This window comes from Flavobacterium sp. MDT1-60, from assembly GCF_014844035.1.
GTDB lineage: Bacteria > Bacteroidota > Bacteroidia > Flavobacteriales > Flavobacteriaceae > Flavobacterium.
In genome coordinates, this window is sequence record NZ_CP062159.1 from 1,642,479 (window position 1) to 1,659,009 (window position 16,531).

General features: G+C 32.4%; 14 protein-coding genes. 6 read left to right on the top strand and 8 right to left on the bottom strand.

The window, feature by feature from the left end; all coding sequences use genetic code 11:
- Nucleotides 1-51 precede the first annotated feature (51 nt).
- Together aroQ and IHE43_RS06980 are read right to left on the bottom strand one after the other, a co-directional pair.
- The gene (gene aroQ / locus IHE43_RS06975) at nucleotides 52-465 is read right to left on the bottom strand and encodes a type II 3-dehydroquinate dehydratase (protein WP_192187273.1); all 414 of its coding nucleotides are present in this window, start codon (nucleotides 463-465) and stop codon (nucleotides 52-54) included.
- A gap of 130 nt (nucleotides 466-595) precedes the next feature.
- Nucleotides 596-1,156, bottom strand: a complete 561-nt coding sequence (locus IHE43_RS06980) for a porin family protein (RefSeq protein ID WP_192187274.1) — start codon at nucleotides 1,154-1,156, stop codon at nucleotides 596-598.
- A gap of 453 nt (nucleotides 1,157-1,609) precedes the next feature.
- Here IHE43_RS06980 and IHE43_RS06985 point away from each other — a divergent pair, with 453 nt between their 5' ends.
- From IHE43_RS06985 to IHE43_RS06995, 3 genes are all read left to right on the top strand, one after another.
- Nucleotides 1,610-2,191: a porin family protein gene (locus IHE43_RS06985; RefSeq protein ID WP_192187275.1), complete on the top strand. Its 582-nt coding sequence runs from the start codon at nucleotides 1,610-1,612 to the stop codon at nucleotides 2,189-2,191.
- 78 nt (nucleotides 2,192-2,269) lie between these two features.
- Nucleotides 2,270-3,166, top strand: coding sequence for a site-specific tyrosine recombinase XerD (gene xerD, locus IHE43_RS06990; RefSeq protein ID WP_192187276.1), 897 nt, complete (start codon nucleotides 2,270-2,272; stop codon nucleotides 3,164-3,166).
- Nucleotides 3,167-3,308: 142 nt separating this feature from the next.
- Nucleotides 3,309-4,835: a PAS domain-containing sensor histidine kinase gene (locus IHE43_RS06995; protein WP_192187277.1), complete on the top strand. Its 1,527-nt coding sequence runs from the start codon at nucleotides 3,309-3,311 to the stop codon at nucleotides 4,833-4,835.
- 247 nt (nucleotides 4,836-5,082) lie between these two features.
- Here the strand turns inward: IHE43_RS06995 and rny are convergent, their stop codons facing one another.
- The 3 genes from rny to IHE43_RS07010 form a co-directional block, all read right to left on the bottom strand.
- Nucleotides 5,083-6,645 carry a ribonuclease Y gene (gene rny / locus IHE43_RS07000; protein WP_056195867.1) on the bottom strand — a complete coding sequence of 521 codons (1,563 nt, stop codon included), beginning with the start codon at nucleotides 6,643-6,645 and terminating at the stop codon, nucleotides 5,083-5,085.
- Between the two features lie 208 nt (nucleotides 6,646-6,853).
- Complete coding sequence (locus IHE43_RS07005) at nucleotides 6,854-7,147, bottom strand: cell division protein ZapA (RefSeq protein WP_012022231.1); 294 nt, start codon at nucleotides 7,145-7,147, stop codon at nucleotides 6,854-6,856.
- A gap of 6 nt (nucleotides 7,148-7,153) precedes the next feature.
- On the bottom strand, nucleotides 7,154-7,444 hold the full coding sequence (locus tag IHE43_RS07010; RefSeq protein ID WP_026984115.1) for a hypothetical protein: 291 nt from the start codon (nucleotides 7,442-7,444) through the stop codon (nucleotides 7,154-7,156).
- 179 nt (nucleotides 7,445-7,623) lie between these two features.
- On the opposite strand from IHE43_RS07010, the gene IHE43_RS07015 reads away from it, so the two are divergent.
- From IHE43_RS07015 to IHE43_RS07025, 3 genes are all read left to right on the top strand, one after another.
- On the top strand, nucleotides 7,624-9,306 hold the full coding sequence (locus tag IHE43_RS07015; protein ID WP_192187278.1) for a M23 family metallopeptidase: 1,683 nt from the start codon (nucleotides 7,624-7,626) through the stop codon (nucleotides 9,304-9,306).
- Nucleotides 9,307-9,317: 11 nt separating this feature from the next.
- Nucleotides 9,318-11,777 (top strand): TonB-dependent receptor plug domain-containing protein, encoded by a 2,460-nt coding sequence (locus IHE43_RS07020; RefSeq protein WP_192187279.1) that lies wholly within the window; start codon nucleotides 9,318-9,320, stop codon nucleotides 11,775-11,777.
- Nucleotides 11,778-11,930: 153 nt separating this feature from the next.
- Nucleotides 11,931-12,653, top strand: coding sequence for a hypothetical protein (locus IHE43_RS07025; protein WP_192187280.1), 723 nt, complete (start codon nucleotides 11,931-11,933; stop codon nucleotides 12,651-12,653).
- A 181-nt stretch (nucleotides 12,654-12,834) separates the two neighbouring features.
- On the opposite strand, the gene IHE43_RS07030 is transcribed toward IHE43_RS07025, so the two are convergent.
- From IHE43_RS07030 to IHE43_RS07040, 3 genes are all read right to left on the bottom strand, one after another.
- A complete protein-coding gene (locus IHE43_RS07030; protein ID WP_192187281.1) occupies nucleotides 12,835-13,536 on the bottom strand; it encodes a DUF2971 domain-containing protein in 702 nt (233 codons plus the stop codon).
- Nucleotides 13,537-13,662: 126 nt separating this feature from the next.
- Nucleotides 13,663-15,492, bottom strand: coding sequence for an ABC transporter ATP-binding protein (locus tag IHE43_RS07035; protein WP_192187282.1), 1,830 nt, complete (start codon nucleotides 15,490-15,492; stop codon nucleotides 13,663-13,665).
- Nucleotides 15,493-16,530 carry a YhcG family protein gene (locus IHE43_RS07040; protein ID WP_192187283.1) on the bottom strand — a complete coding sequence of 346 codons (1,038 nt, stop codon included), beginning with the start codon at nucleotides 16,528-16,530 and terminating at the stop codon, nucleotides 15,493-15,495.
- Nucleotide 16,531 lies beyond the last annotated feature (1 nt).

Here is a 16,531-nt window from a genome sequence, read left to right on the forward strand (position 1 = left end):
AAAATAGAATAAGTTAAAAACGAGCTTATTAATAATTTGTTAAATAACGAATTATAAAAAAGACTGAATCGCTAATTCATAACTTTTTAAACCAAAGCCTAAAATAACGCCTTTTGCATTTCCGGACAAATACGATTGATGTCTGAAGCTTTCGCGCGCATAAGTATTCGAAATATGAACTTCGATTACCGGAGTGGTAATCGCTTTCATAGCGTCGCCCAATCCTATTGAAGTATGTGTGTATGCCCCGGCATTTAAAATAATTCCATCAAATGTAAAACCAACTTCCTGAATTTTTCCAATCAATTCGCCTTCGATATTACTCTGATAATAGGAAAGTTCAACGTTTGGAAATTTATGTTCTAATATTTCAAAATAGTCTTCAAAAGTTTGACTTCCGTAAACTTCCGGTTCTCTTTTTCCTAAAAGATTCAAATTGGGTCCGTTGATAATGCAGATTTTCATAAATGATTAAATTTTATAGAGTGACTTGAATCCATTTTATATTTCAGAGAATACATTTCACAAGTATGTAAAAATAAAAAAACCGTTCTAATTAATAGAACGGTTTTTATAAAACTATGTGATATTCTTTTTAGAACATGAATCCGGCTGAAATTTGTACAGTTGAGTTTTTAACATCTGCATTTTTAGAAGCTTCTGTTAATCCTAAACCGTAACGCCCCTGAACGAAAAAGTTTTTTGTAATCTTAAATCCAACTCCTGCATTAAGTCCAAATTCAAATGTTTCCGCATCTTCTACATCGAAGTCATTTTTTTCGCTTAATAGAAAAGAAGCTTGTGGTCCTACTTCTAAACTAAATGAATCAGTTAAGTAAAATTTAGCCATTACCGGAATAGATAAATACCCAAGTTCATTTTTAAATTCGTCAACTGCATTTTTGTAAGTTGCTCCCTGTGTAGAATATAAAAGCTCTGGCTGAACAGAAAATTTGTCTAACAACTTAATTTCTGCAACAAGACCTGCATGATAACTTGTGATACCTTCTTTGTCAAATGCTACACCTTGCATGGATGCATCTCCAGTTTGGCTAGCGAAATTAACCCCTGCCTTAACACCGATTTGTAATAATTGGGCTTGTATTGTAGCTGATGTTGCAATGAACAGTACAGCTGCTAAAAGTATTTTTTTCATAAAATTGTTTTTAAAAATTGGTATTATATTTAAATGTTTCTATTAGTCAAAACTACAGAATTAAGAATTTATTGTTTTATGTTTTAGATTAAATAATTAATATTTTTCTCATGTTCTGATTTGAAATCGCCATAATGCTCTCAATTTTAGAATGTTATTAAAAGAATAATTAGCTCTATATTTTTTTTATTTAATAAGAATTTGATTTCAAATTATTTGAATGAAAATAAAAATTTAGTAAGTAATTTCTACGATTAGTTTCTTGGAAGCAAGAATATAATTTATCAAAAAAGTGGCTTTTCTTATTTTTTAGAGGAGATTACACTTGTTGCATTTTTTTATTTCATAGGATTTAGCCTCTAATTATAGTTTTATTTATTAAAATAAAAATTATTTTTTAATAAGTATATTTCTATATTTGGCATATTAATTTTAACTCAAAATCAAATAAAAATGAAAAGAATTTTTTTAGTTGCGATTGCAGTAATGACTTTTGGATTGGCAAATGCTCAACAAACAAGGTTTGGAATAAAAGGAGGTCTTAATATTTCTACTGTGGTTGGAGGAGATGTAGATAACACAAAGTCTCTAGTAGGTTTTCATGTTGGAGGTTTAGCAGAAATTCATGTTGTTGAGAAATTTTTTATCCAACCAGAGCTTTTGTTCTCGACTCAAGGTACTAAATTTGATGGTCCTTTTGGATCTGATAGTGATTTTAAACTTAATTATTTAAATATTCCGGTATTGGCTAAATACTATATTATAGAAAATAAATTTAGTGTTGAAGCTGGTCCGCAATTAGGTCTTTTATTATCCGCTAAATCGGAAGGTGAAGATGTAAAGGATTTTACCAGATCGGTAGATTTTGGTTTTAACATAGGAGCTGGATATAATTTTACTGATAATTTTTCAGCCGGGCTTCGTTATACTATTGGTTTATCTCCTCTGTCTGATAGCGATATTGATGATGCAGATGATTATTATGACAGTGCTAAAAATAGTAACCTTGCGTTGTATTTGGCTTATAAATTCTAATAGCTTTTAATAGATATTTAAAAACCTTCCTCATTCAGGAAGGTTTTTTTATGCCTAAAAATCACTTACTTTGTAAATATGAATTGGAACAAATACATCAAAGATTATCAATCGTATTTGCGAATTGAAAGAGGTTTGTCTAAAAATACTATCGAAAATTATGGTTTCGATATTGAACGACTTTGCCTTTTTTTAGAAGTAAATAAAATCGAAGTTTCACCATTGAAAATTACTGATGAAACGGTACAGCAATTCATTTATGCAGTTTCAAAAGAAGTAAATCCACGTTCTCAGGCGCGCATTATTTCTGGATTAAAAAGCTTTTTTAATTATTTAGTCTTTGAAGATTATAGAAATGATAATCCCTTGGAATTAATTGAAACTCCTAAAACCGGTCGCAAATTACCGGACACTTTAGCGGTTCAGGAAATTGACGCCCTGATTGCAGCAATCGATTTAAGTTCAAATGAAGGTGAACGAAATCGTGCTATGCTGGAAACTTTATACGGCTGCGGGCTTAGGGTTTCAGAACTCGTTTCCCTTAAAATTTCTGATTTGTTTTTCGATGAAGGATTTATAAAAATAACAGGAAAGGGAAATAAGGAGCGGTTTGTTCCGATTGGGAAATTCACACAAAAGTACATACAGATTTATCAGAATGAAATTCGAGGTAACGTAACCATTAAAAAAGGCTGCGAAGACACTCTGTTTTTGAATCGAAGAGGGAATCAATTAACACGTGCAATGATTTTTACTATTATAAAGGATTTGGCTGTAAAAATTGGTCTCAAGAAAAATATCAGTCCTCATACATTGCGTCATTCTTTTGCAACTCATCTGTTGGAAAATGGCGCCGATTTAAGATCCATTCAATTAATGCTTGGTCACGAATCGATTACAACTACTGAAATTTATGTACATTTAGATAGAAGTTTTTTAAAAGAAGTCATGCATTCGTTTCATCCCAGAAAATAATTTTTCTTGAAGGGATACTTTTTTATCTTAAAAAATTAATATCTTGTATGGTAATTTCTATTAAATGCAGGTATTATCGACGAACTGCATCTTTTTGATTTAGAAAATGATTTAATCATTCAAATTACATAAAAAGTGTTATATGGTTTTTGATATATATGAGAATGAGGATTGTCTGGAAGTTAATAATTTTTATAAAAAATTGTTGGCCGAAATGCCCGATTTACTTTTTCAGTTTATAATAGACAAAGACAATAATTACTCTTTTCCACTTGTCAGTAAATCTGCTGATGATATTTTCGAGATTTCTGCTGCAGAGTTTGCAAATGATATTAAACTCATTATTTACGACAGAATTTTTCCTTCTGACAGGGAACTTTTTTTTCAATCTTTAATCAAAGCGCGTAACCAGGTAAAACCCTGGGAAGTAGAATTCAGAGCAGTTTTACCAAAGAAAGGTTTGCGTTGGTTTAAGATCTCATCTAAAACCGAAAAGTCTTCTGCTGACAGTGATAGTATTAGCTTTTTTGGACATGTTTCTGATATCACCGAGTTAAAGGATAAGGAAGAAAAATTACGTCTTTCTGAAGAGCGATTTCAGTTTGCCCTTGATGCCTCAACAGTTGGTGTTTGGGACTGGGATATGGTTACCAATAGTGTTTTCTATTCTTCATTATCACTTAAAATTCTGGAATTAGAATCAGCAGATATTTTTGATGATCCTGAACGTTGGGATAAAATTGTTCATCCTGATGATCTTCCAAAATATTATTCTGATATTCAGGAGCATTTTGACAATAAAATACCTTACTACGAAAATTACCATCGTGTAATGACTTCAAGCGGTAACTATAAATGGATTCTGGATCGCGGAAAAGTAATCAAGCGTGATGAAAATGGAAAACCTTTGCGTGTATTAGGAACCCATACCGATGTTTCTTTGCAGAAAGAAAAAGAGTTAGAGATTATAAAAACGATGAAATTATACAGCGATCAAAACAGTCGTTTGCTCAATTTTTCGCATATAGTTTCACATAACTTAAATACACAGGCAGGAAATATAAAATCAATTTTAGACTTTATTGATGCCGATGTAGATAAGCAAACTGTTAGTGAAATGTTATTGCATTTAAGGACAGTTTCTAATGATTTGAATGATACTATTTCTAATTTAACTCAAATTGTAAAAACACAAAGCAATATTAATATTGCTGTTGTTCCTTTGAAGCTTTGTGAGTACATAGAAAAAACAATAACAACGATAAAAGGATATGATAAACAGAAGAATGTAACGGTTGTAAATAATGTTCCGAATTATTTGACTATTAATTTTAACCCGGCTTATCTGGAAAGTGTTTTATTAAATTTTACAACGAATGCGATAAAATATGCACATCCGGATCGGGATCCAATTGTTATTTTTGATTTTGCTATTGAACCTGAAGGTCAAAAATCGTTAAAAATTACAGATAATGGTTTGGGTATCGATTTGGCTGTTCACGGTGATCTTTTATTTGGAATGTATAAAACCTTCCATAAACATGAAGAAGCGCGAGGAATTGGTTTGTATATTACCAGAAATCAAATAGAAGCCATGAAAGGAAGTATTTCTGTTGAAAGTGAGGTAGGAGTGGGAACGAGCTTTAAGATTGTATTTAGTGATCTTTAAGGGCTGATAATGTTACGCCAGAGATTGAAAACAGATACCCATTCTATCTAAAATATAGCCAACGGTTTCAAACGTTGGGATGCAAACATTATCATGACCGTAATCTCAAGGTTAAAATCTCGGATGATAGTGGTGTAAAAAAGTTTAATTTTAGTTACTCTACGGATTCTGGGATTGATGCAAAATATAAAAACAACAAAGGCTATCTTTTTGAGATAGCCTTTGTTGTTTTTATAAAGACAGGAGATTACTTTGCAATATTAACTGCTCTGGTTTCTCTAATTACGGTTACTTTAACCTGACCTGGATAAGTCATTTCGGTCTGGATTTTTTGTGAAATCTCGAAAGATAAGTTTGCGGCATTATCATCAGAAACTTTTTCGCTTTCTACGATTACACGAAGCTCTCTACCAGCCTGAATTGCATAAGCATTTTTTACACCAGTAAATCCGTAAGCTACTTCTTCAAGATCTTTCAAACGTTGGATATAAGAATCTAAAACCTGACGTCTTGCTCCTGGTCTTGCTCCTGAAATAGCATCACAAACCTGAATAATTGGTGATAACAATGATTTCATTTCGATCTCGTCGTGGTGAGCTCCAATTGCGTTGCAAACCTCTTCTTTTTCGCCATATTTCTCAGCCCATTGCATACCTAATAAAGCGTGTGGTAAATCACTTTCAGTATCCGGTACTTTTCCAATATCGTGAAGTAAACCAGCTCTTTTAGCTAATTTTACGTTTAAGCCTAATTCGGCTGCCATGATACCACAAAGTTTAGAAACCTCTCTGGAGTGTTGCAATAAATTTTGTCCGTAAGAAGAACGGTATTTCATTCTACCCACTACTTTAATCAATTCAGGATGTAATCCGTGAATTCCTAAATCGATTACGGTACGTTTACCAACTTCAATAATTTCGTCGTCAATTTGTTTAGCTGTTTTAGCAACAACCTCTTCAATTCTTGCCGGGTGAATACGTCCGTCAGTTACTAATTTATGCAATGACAAACGGGCAATTTCTCTACGAACCGGATCAAAACAAGAAAGAATAATAGCTTCCGGTGTGTCATCAACAATGATTTCAACTCCGGTTGCAGCTTCAAGAGCTCTAATGTTACGACCTTCACGGCCAATAATTCTACCTTTCACATCATCAGATTCAATGTTAAATACAGAAACGCAATTCTCTACTGCTTCTTCTGTTCCGACTCTCTGAATCGTATTGATGATAATTTTTTTCGCTTCTTGTTGCGCAGTAAGTTTTGCCTCTTCAATAGTGTCCTGGATATGAGACATAGCTTTACTCTTGGCTTCAGCTTTTAGGCCTTCCACTAATTGTTCTTTTGCTTCTTCAGCAGAAAGTCCGGAAATTACTTCTAACTGTTGTAACTGGCTTTTATGTAGTTTGTCAACTTCAGCTTGTTTTTTGTCTAAAACTTCAATTTTGTTATCGTATTCTAAAGTTTTAGCTTCGAAATCATCATTTACTTTTTTAGCTTTTGAAAGCTCATTTGATATTTGTGATTCTTTATCGCGAACTCTTTTTTCTACTTCAGCTACTTTTTTATCTCTTGCTAAAATAACTTGTTCGTGTTCAGCTTTCAATTCGATAAAACGTTCTTTTGCCTGAAGGATTTTATCTTTTTTAATATTTTCTGCTTCTAAATTAGCATCTTTTAAAATGGAAGCTGCTTCTTTTTTTGCGTTTTTTATGAGATTAGAAATATTACTTTTTTCGATAATTTTAGCTATTCCAAAACCTGCTGTAATACCTATAATACCTGAAATAATGATCGTTATGATGTCCATGTTTGTTTAAATTTATATATAAAAAAAGCCTACATTAATTGCTTGAATAAACTCGTAAAGACAAGTTTTGAGCTAACTCACTGTTCAAGTTTTCCCGATAAATCGGGACGTACTATAGTAGCGACGATTCACTCACTTTAATTTGTTAGTGTTGAGTTTACCAATTGTGAACTAATGTAGGCAGTATCTTAGTTTCTGTAAAGAACGTTTAATTTTCGAGATATTGATCTAATAGCGAATTTAATCTTTTAATTCTTTCGATGGTTTCTTCACCATCAATTGCGTTATCAATTTGTTTTTGTTCAACCTGTGACGCAAATTGCAATGCACACATAGCCAATACATCTTGTTTGTCACGAACCGCGTAACTTTCTTCGAATTGCTTAATCATAGCATCAATTTTCTTTGAAGCACTTCTAAGTCCTTCTTCCTGAGCGGGTTCAACCGTTAACGGATAAACGCGGTCTGCAATTGATATTTTAATTCTAAGCTTTCCGTCCATGTTTTTCTAATCTGATAGTTGTGCTATACAGTAATCAATTTCGCGAATTAATGAATTTATTTTAAGCTTTGTCTCTCTCTTGTTATTGTCGCTGCCGAGCAACGAATTGGCTATTTTAAGTGTATCATATTGCTTTTTTAAAGCCTCCATTTCTTCAGATTGTTTCTGGATGATTTGCGCAGCTTTGGCTAATTGTAATCGTAATTCCTGATTGTTTTTCTCCAGGCCTTTTGATTTTTCAAAAAGCTTTTCGACTTTATATTCAAGAGTATCAATTATTTCGGCAATTACACTCATTATAAATCCTATTCATTACTTAATCATACAAAGTTAGTATTCCTTTTTATTAATGCAATTTTTTATCGATTTTTTTGCATTAAAAATAGACAAATAAATGAAATTCAATCAATTGTATTTTTGTCTTATTCTGATCGGTTTTAGCCTGTTATTTTTTTATCTTAGCAAAAATGTTGCTTATGAGATTTTCAGTACTTACCCTGTTATTTTGCCAGTTTATTTTTGCTCAGGCTCAATATCCTAAAGATTATTTTGCTCCGCCACTAGATATTCCGATGCAGTTATCGGGGAATTTTGGTGAGTTGAGGCCGAATCATTTTCACGCGGGTTTCGATTTAAAAACCAGTCAAAGGGAAGGATTAAATGTTTACGCAGTAGCAGATGGATATGTATCAAGAATAAAAATTTCGACTTTTGGTAACGGTAAATGTATTTACATAACGCATCCAAATGGCTTTACTTCGGTATACGGACATTTGCAAACTACAATTGGTGCAATTCAGGATTATGTTCTGCAAACACATTATAAAGAAAAAGCATTCGAAATTGAAATGTTCCCAAAACCTGGCGAATTGCCTGTTACAAAAGGACAGTTAATTGCGCTTTCCGGTAATACAGGTTCGTCTGAAGGCCCGCACCTTCATTTTGAAATAAGAGATACAAAATCGGAGTTTGTGATTAATCCGATGTTTTTTGGATTTGATAAAAATATAAAAGACACTAAAAAACCAACGATTTTGAGTTTATATGTCTATCCAATGGATAACACAACGGTTAATCAATCGAAGCAGCCTTTATTATTAAATCTCTCCCTTCAAAAAGACGGAACCTACCTGGCAAGTAAGGTAAAAGCAAATGGGAAAATTGGCTTCGGAATTAATACGGTTGATTTCGATGATGTCTCGGGAAATAAAAATGGAGTTTTTAACGTATCGACTTTCGTTAACGGAAGTCAAAATTACAATTACCAGTTCAACACCTATTCGTTTGATGAAATGCGTTATGTAAATGCGTTCATTGATTATGCTAAATATAAAAAATCAGGACAACGCATTCAAAAGCTTTTTATGAAAATACCTTTTGCGTTGAGTATTATAAAAACGGATTCGCTTCGGGGTATTATTCCGGTCGAGTCGAATTTGGCCTCAACTTATCGAATTGAAGTTTCAGATTATTTTGGGAATTTAAGTGCAATTACGGTTCCAATTGAGTATGATGTCGAAACGCCGGTTATAAATGCAGAACCAGTAGCTTCTAAATATTTCATAAAGACCAATAAAGATTATAATTTTGAAAAAGATAATATGTCGGTGTTTTTTTCGGCAGGAACATTTTACGATGATTTTAATTTGAATTTTGATGTAAAAAACAACCGAATCTACATTCATGATGATGTTGTTCCTGTTCATTCCAATTTTACGATTACAATAAAAGACAGTACCTATTCAGAAGCCCTAAGAGATAAAGTTTTTATAGGAAGAAGCGGTAGTTATATTGCAACAACAAGAAAAAATGATGTTTTTACAGCTAAATCTAAAACTTTAGGACAATTTGGATTGGTGCTCGATACAATCGCTCCAATTATTAAAATTGCAAAGCCAATTCAGGATAAATGGATCAGCGATATCAAAACAATTCAGTTTACAATAAGCGATAGTTTGTCTGGAATTAAATCTTACAACGGATATTTAAACGGAAACTGGGTTTTATTTGAATATGATAATAAAACCAAAAAAATTACGCACAAGTTTGATGATACCTTATTAGCTGAAGGAGCAAATGATTTAAAAATTGAAGTGATTGATAATGTGGGTAATTCTGCTATCTTTGAAACTCACTTTTTTAGAAGTCAACAAAAATAAAACCAAAACATTTGAGCCATCGTCAATTAATATTTGCTTTTCTTTTTCTGTGCAGCTGTGTTTCATTCGCTCAGAATGCACATGTAAAAGGTATTGTTTTAGATCAGGAAAACCGTCCAGTTTCAGATGTCAACATTGCTGCCTTAGGAAACGTTGCGCAATCAGACTCAAATGGTTTTTTTGAAATTGAAATTCCTTCGAATAAAAAAGTCTCTTTGATTTTTACTCATATTTCCTTAAAAATGATGAGTCTTACGGTGAGTTTAAAACCAAATGAAGTTTTCGTTTTTAATCCGGTAATGAGTAATTCTGAGGAGCAAATGGGAGAAGTATTTGTGTCTTCTAAAAATAAAAAACGCGTTCAGGGAATCACGACAATAGATGTTGCTACAATCAAAAAGATTCCGGGAGCAAATGCCGGAATCGAGAATATTTTAAAAACATTGCCAGGAGTAAATTCTAATAATGAATTGAGTACGCAATACGCAGTTCGGGGTGGAAATTATGATGAAAATTTAGTCTATGTCAATGAAGTCGAAGTCTATCGTCCCTTTTTAATTCGTTCTGGGCAACAAGAAGGATTAAGTTTTACAAATACCGATTTGGTTCAGAATGTCGATTTTTCTGCGGGAGGGTTTGAGGCTAAATTTGGAGATAAATTATCTTCTGTCTTAGATATTACCTACCGAAAACCGACACAATTTGGTGCTGCTTTTGAAACTAGTTTATTAGGCGCAAGTGCTGCAGTTGATTTGGTATCTAAAAATAAAAAATGGTCTGCTGTAACAGGAATTCGCTATCGAAACAATAGTTTGCTTGTTAATAGTCAGGATACGGAAACGAATTATACGCCAACTTTTACTGATGTTCAAACGAATGTTACCTATGATATTTCTAAAAAATGGCAAATGAGTTTTTTAGGGAATATTTCTCAAAATAAATATTTATATCAGCCTTTAACGCGTGAAACAAGATTTGGAACAATAGATCAGCCAATGGAGTTGAATGTTTATTATGAAGGACAGGAAAAGGATCAATATGATACTTATTTTGGGGCGTTGAAAACTACTTATAAAGTTTCTCCTGATTTTACTTTAAAGTTAATTGGTTCTTTATTTCATACAACAGAAAAGGAACATTTTGATATTTTGGCACAATATCGTTTAGGAAATGTTACTGAGGAAGGAGAGCCTGAAGCAATTGATTTTACGCGTGGAATTGGTTCTCAACTCAATCATGCCCGAAATGATTTAGATGCATTGATTGCAAATATTGAAATTAAAGGTTTTAAGGACTGGAAAAATGACAGTCAGTTAGAATTTGGTTTAAAATATACCAGAGAATCCATTCGTGACAGGGTTGTTGAGTGGGAAGTAATTGATTCGGCGGGATTTTCTATAAATCCTCCTTTGGTTATTTTGCCAAAAAATAATCAACCGTATCAATCGTATACTGGACCACTTTTGCCGTATCAGGATGTTCGCGCGACAAATTTTAATATGGTAAACAGAATTGCAGGTTATGCACAATGGAATCAGAAAACAGAAATCGGTTCTAATGAGGTTTGGTATCATGTTGGTGCTCGTTTTCAGAGCTGGGATGTTTCTGGTGCAGCTGTTGAAGGTAAAAATCAAATTGTTTTTAGTCCACGTGCTCAGTTTGCGATTAAACCAGATTGGGATGTGGATATGGTTTTCAGACTTTCTGGAGGAATATATCATCAACCGCCTTTTTATAGAGAACTTCGTGATGTAAATGGAGTTGTGAATCCGAATGTGAAAGCACAAGAATCAGTACATATTGTTTTGAGTAATGATTATAACTTTAAAATGTGGAATCGACCTTTTAAATGGGTTACAGAAGTTTATTATAAATCACTTTCTGATGTAAATGTCTATTCGATAGACAATGTCCGGGTTCGATATATTGCAAACAATAATGCAACAGCCTACGCACAAGGTTTGGATTTTAGATTGAATGGGGAATTTGTACCGGGAACGGAATCCTGGGTTAGTTTTGGTTATTTGAAAACAGAGGAAAACTACGAAAACAAAGGCTATATCGCCAGACCAACAGATCAACGTTTGAAGTTTGCCATGTTGTTTCAGGATTATATGCCGAATATTCCAAGTGTAAAATTGTATCTGAATTTAGTTTACAATACTGGTTTGCCAGGCGGTGCACCGGCTTATTCAGATCCTTATTTATATCAAAACAGATTGAACGATTACAGAAGGGCAGATGTTGGTTTTGCTAAAGTTTTTGTGGACAGTACAACAAAAACAGCTAAAGCAAATTGGCTGAAAGGTTTTAAAGAATTATCTGTTGGATTTGAAATTTTTAATCTTTTCAATAATCAAAATGCAATTACCAATACCTGGGTTAGAGATGTGTATTCTAAAAATGAATATGCGATTCCAAATTACATGACTTCGCGAGTTTTTAATGTAAAAATTAATGCGAGGTTATAAATCACAATTGAAGCTAAAAAATTAATTCGGCAATAAGAAAAGAGTTTCTTGCGTTAAAGAAATCAGGTTATGTTGTCATTTTTAGAAAATTCAATAAAAACCAAAATTACAATCAAAAATAGTATATTTGATAATTGAATATAATCTTTGTAAATGAAAAACTATTTAAAATATATCGCCTTAGTAATCATCGGAACAGTAGTGAGTTGTAAAGATGACACTCAGAAGCCGAAAGTGATTTATGATGCTTCAAATAAGGCAAAAGTGTTAACTAAAACAGATTCTACCCAGATAGAAGTGGCTGATTTACCAATTCAGATGGAAGGAACGAATTATTTAATTCATCCTGTTGGAGATTTAAGGGTTTTTGAAAAAGGAACAAAAGCACGTTACGGATCATCGAGTGTGAATGATGTTAGTTTTACTATTTCGAACCTTGGCGAATATGAAATTACGGGTTATTTACAAAACCTGAAATTTCAAAGAATTGACTCAGATTCTATTCGTCCTCTTTCTGATAAACCAGTTTTGATTTTAACGGCTACTTATTTAAAAGCAATTGCAGATCGCACTCTGAACAAAATTATGGTGTACACTTTAACTGATTCTGATACCAATAAAGATGGTAAAATAGATACAGGTGATATTAAAACATTGTATTTAAGTGATATTAGCGGAGAGAATTTTACTAAAGTTTCACCGGATCTTCAGGAATTAGTAGATTGGAGTTTGGTCGAATCTAAAAATCGTATTTATTTTAGAACTATTGAAGATACCAATCAAAATGGACAATTCGATAAAAACGATGTGTTGCATTACAACTATATTGATTTGGCCTCTAAAAAATGGGAAATTAAAAATTATAAACCGATATAAGGTTCTAAGGTGCTGAGATACTACGAAGCTTCAAGGTTTTTCGAATCTTTGCAAAAAGCCAGTTAAAAATTAATTTTTAACTGGCTTTTTTTTATCGTAGAGTTGAAAAGTATTTTTTAAATCTTTATAATTGTAGCTTAAAAAGCCAGCATCTTAGAACCTTAGTAACTTTAAAAAAAAACTAAATCAAAATATCGCTTTCCAAATCTGATTTTTCGATTTCAAAACCAAATCCCAAACGTTCTACCAATTCAATAACAAGTTTTTTATACCAGTTTTCAGATTTTGGATGAATGTATATTTTTTCGATTAATTGATTGATGTCAACATTTATTTTTAAACCGTCGTTCAGTTTTATGGTGCTTTTTGAAGTATCTGTAATAATACGGACTTCACGTTCGTACTGAAAACTTTTTCGCTTAAACAAAAACGGGAAAAATAAATCATCAAACGGAATATACTCTTTTTTATAGTCGATATAATTGACTTCGCCAATATACTGATCAAAGTTATTTTCCGGCTTCAAAGCTTTCTGTAATCTTCCAATTGTCGACTGAATCGCTAATCCTTCACTGTTTTGAGTAAAAATCTGCCACATAGCAAACGATTCATATTCGTTAATATGCCAGCTACTTATAGCAACTTGTTCACGTTGTGTTTTGTAATACTTTAAAAAGTCGGGATTATCAATGGCGAGTTTCTTAATCTCTTCAAAAGTAGGTTCGCTAAAAGTGCCTTCATATTGATCTTCGAACTTGTCAGAACGAGACATGAATAATTTCTTAGACAATAATAAATCTAAAAATTTAGACAAATCCAGATATTTCCAAACAATAGTATCCGGATCTTCAGGTAGCCTTATATTTGGATTATTAAGATACATTCTTTAAGATTTAGATAGTTTTATGTTCAAAAAAATCCCACAGATCACGCAGATTTAAAGATTTTATTTCATTGTTTATAAAAAAGAACCTGTGTTAATCTGCGTAATCTATGGATAAAATTTTATTTATGATTCAAAAGACTGCATCGTTACCAATTTGTGATAAGTGCCGTTATGTGCAATTAGCTCATCGTGAGTTCCTTGTTCAACTATTTTTCCTTTTTGCATTACAATGATCACGTCTGCTTTCTGAATTGTAGAAAGTCGGTGGGCAATTATAATCGAAGTTCTGTTCTGCATCATATTCTCTAAAGCAACCTGAACAAATTTTTCACTTTCAGTATCCAATGCAGATGTAGCTTCGTCTAAAATCATAATTGGAGGATTTTTTAATACCGCTCTGGCAATAGATAAACGTTGTTTTTGTCCACCTGAAATTTTGCTTCCACTGTCTCCAATATTGGTATAAATTCCTTTCGGTAGATCTTTTACAAATTCGTAAGCATTAGCGATTTTTAACGCTTCGATGATTTCATCATCAGTGGCATCTAATTTTCCTAATGAAACGTTGGCTTTTATTGTGTCATTAAATAAAGTGATTTCTTGCGTAACAAGTCCTATTAAATTTCTAAGCGAGTACAAACTCATGTCTTTGATGTTAATTCCGTCAATAGAAATTGTTCCTTCGTTTACATCGTAAAAGCGAGTTAATAAATTAGCAATGGTACTTTTTCCACTTCCAGATTGTCCAACCAAAGCAACAGTTTGTCCTTTTTTAATTTGAAGAGAAAAATCTTTTAGAATGCTTGTTTCTTCGTATTTGAAATTGATATTTTGAACGCTGATAATATCATCAAAAGTTGTTTTTTCGATTGCATCAGGTTTTGAAACAATTGGGTTTTCCTGATCTAAAATTTCAAGAACACGTTCAGCAGCAGCGTTTCCTCTTTTTACTCCGTAAGAAGCTTTAGAGATTGCTTTTGCAGGTGTTAGGATGTTATAAGCTAATCCCATATAGGCAATAAATGAAGGGCCACTCAGCGTTTTGTCGATCAAAACCATTTGCCCTCCATACCATAATAAAATAGCAATAACGGTAATTCCCATAAACTCACTGGCAGGAGAAGCCAAGTTTTGACGGTTACCAATATTATTTGATAATGTAAAAAAACGTTCAGTTGAGTTTTGAAAAACCGTATTAAAGTAGTTTTCAGAATTGTATCCTTTTACGACTTTCAATCCACCAATAGTTTCTTCAATAGTAGATAAAAAAGTACCTTGCTCTTGCTGTGCTTTAGTCGATTGTTTTTTAAGTTGTTTTCCAATTAATGAAATAATATAACCGGATACAGGAATAAAAATAAAAACAAATAGTGTTAGTTTTGTGCTAATAATTAGCATTGTTGTTATGGTAAAAGCTATTGTTAATGGTTCTTTTACAATAAGTTCCAATATGGCTAAAAATGAGTTTTGAACCTCATTTACATCAGCAGAAATTCTGGAAATAACATCTCCTTTTCTTTTTTCGGAATAAAAAGCCAAAGGAAGCTCCAATGTTTTTTTATACAACGCATTTCGCATATCTTTCAAAACACCATTTCGCAAAAAAGTGATGAAAAACATAGCTAAATAATCTGCTAAGTTTTTTAATAAGAAGATTGAAATTATAATCGCTACCATTATAGATAAAATGTAGCCCGGATCATGATTGCCTTTTGTTGTTGTGATGTAATAGCTCAAATAATCTTCTCCATATTGCTGGAGTTTTAAAATTCCTTGATATACGGGTTTTATTTTTCTTTCTTTAGTTTGGTCAAATAATACCTGAAGCATTGGTATTAAAGCAACAAAAGAAAGTGTACTGAAAAGTGCATACAAAACATTAAAAAAGATGTTTAGGAATGCGTATTTTTTATACGGATATATAAAAGGAACTATTTTTTTGAAATTACTCATTTATTTTTTGATGTTATTTTCTGCTATGGCAATAGCTCTTTCGAGTTTTTCCAGCAATAATTTTTTTTCTGGTAATTGGGTTAAATAAGCTGAAACTTTGATTTGCTCATCATTGTCAAGCATTAAATAATTAATTTGTTCAGGAGATTTTTCACTGCACAAAATTAATCCAATTGGTTTGTTTTCGCCTTCTTTTTGTTCATTTTTCTCTAACCAACGCAGATATAATTCCATTTGGCCTTTGTAAGCTGCTTTAAATTTTCCAAGTTTTAAGTCAATAGCAACTAAACGGCGGAGGCCACGATGGTAAAAAAGCAAGTCGATGTAGAAATCTTCATCATCAATTGTTATTCTTTTTTGGCGGGCAAGAAAAGCAAATTCGCTGCCCATTTCAGTAATAAAATTTTGGAGTTGAGCCAGTATGGAACCTTCTAAATCTTTTTCAGAATAACTATCATGCAGTCCTAAAAAATCTAAAAAATAAGGATCTCGAAAAGTCAAATCGGGGCTAATTTGTTTTTCGTTTTTTAATAAAGCTAAGTCATTAATGATTGTTTCTTCAGGCTCTTTACTCATAGCAGTTCTTTCAAAAAGCATACTGTCAATTCGTTCTTGTAAAGTTCTTACACTCCACTGTTCGTGAATGCTCATTTGAATATAAAATTCACGTTTTATAGCGTCTTCAATGTAAATTAGATTTCTAATATGGGACCAACTCAATTTTGCACACATTGTGTGCAAAATTGTAAAGTCTTCAATTATAGTATTTAGCTTTATAAAACTTTGTAGATTTCTTCTATTAAAACCTATTCCATATCTTTTCGATAAAGCTTCACTTAGTGTAGGAATTATTTTCTTTCCATAATCGGCTCGATCATTTTTCAGAATCTCTTCATTGATTGTTTTTCCGATTTTCCAGTACAATAGAGTTAGTTCCTGATTAACTGTTTTAGCAACAAAATGACGGCTCTGATCTATTAATCCAATTATTGAATCTAATAGTTCAGGCTGATCATTTATATCAGGTTTGTCACTCATT

Bases quoted from the DNA above. Each gene is read 5' to 3' on its own strand.
- IHE43_RS07040 (WP_192187283.1), bottom strand. From the start codon at position 16,530: ATGAGTGACAAACCTGATATAAATGATCAGCCTGAACTATTAGATTCA.
- IHE43_RS07025 (WP_192187280.1), top strand. From the start codon at position 11,931: ATGAAAAACTATTTAAAATATATCGCCTTAGTAATCATCGGAACAGTA.
- IHE43_RS06980 (WP_192187274.1), bottom strand. From the start codon at position 1,156: ATGAAAAAAATACTTTTAGCAGCTGTACTGTTCATTGCAACATCAGCT.
- rny (WP_056195867.1), bottom strand. From the start codon at position 6,645: ATGGACATCATAACGATCATTATTTCAGGTATTATAGGTATTACAGCA.
- IHE43_RS07005 (WP_012022231.1), bottom strand. From the start codon at position 7,147: ATGGACGGAAAGCTTAGAATTAAAATATCAATTGCAGACCGCGTTTAT.
- IHE43_RS07010 (WP_026984115.1), bottom strand. From the start codon at position 7,444: ATGAGTGTAATTGCCGAAATAATTGATACTCTTGAATATAAAGTCGAA.
- IHE43_RS06985 (WP_192187275.1), top strand. From the start codon at position 1,610: ATGAAAAGAATTTTTTTAGTTGCGATTGCAGTAATGACTTTTGGATTG.
- aroQ (WP_192187273.1), bottom strand. From the start codon at position 465: ATGAAAATCTGCATTATCAACGGACCCAATTTGAATCTTTTAGGAAAA.
- IHE43_RS07030 (WP_192187281.1), bottom strand. From the start codon at position 13,536: ATGTATCTTAATAATCCAAATATAAGGCTACCTGAAGATCCGGATACT.
- IHE43_RS07015 (WP_192187278.1), top strand. From the start codon at position 7,624: ATGAGATTTTCAGTACTTACCCTGTTATTTTGCCAGTTTATTTTTGCT.
- IHE43_RS06995 (WP_192187277.1), top strand. From the start codon at position 3,309: ATGGTTTTTGATATATATGAGAATGAGGATTGTCTGGAAGTTAATAAT.
- xerD (WP_192187276.1), top strand. From the start codon at position 2,270: ATGAATTGGAACAAATACATCAAAGATTATCAATCGTATTTGCGAATT.
- IHE43_RS07035 (WP_192187282.1), bottom strand. From the start codon at position 15,492: ATGAGTAATTTCAAAAAAATAGTTCCTTTTATATATCCGTATAAAAAA.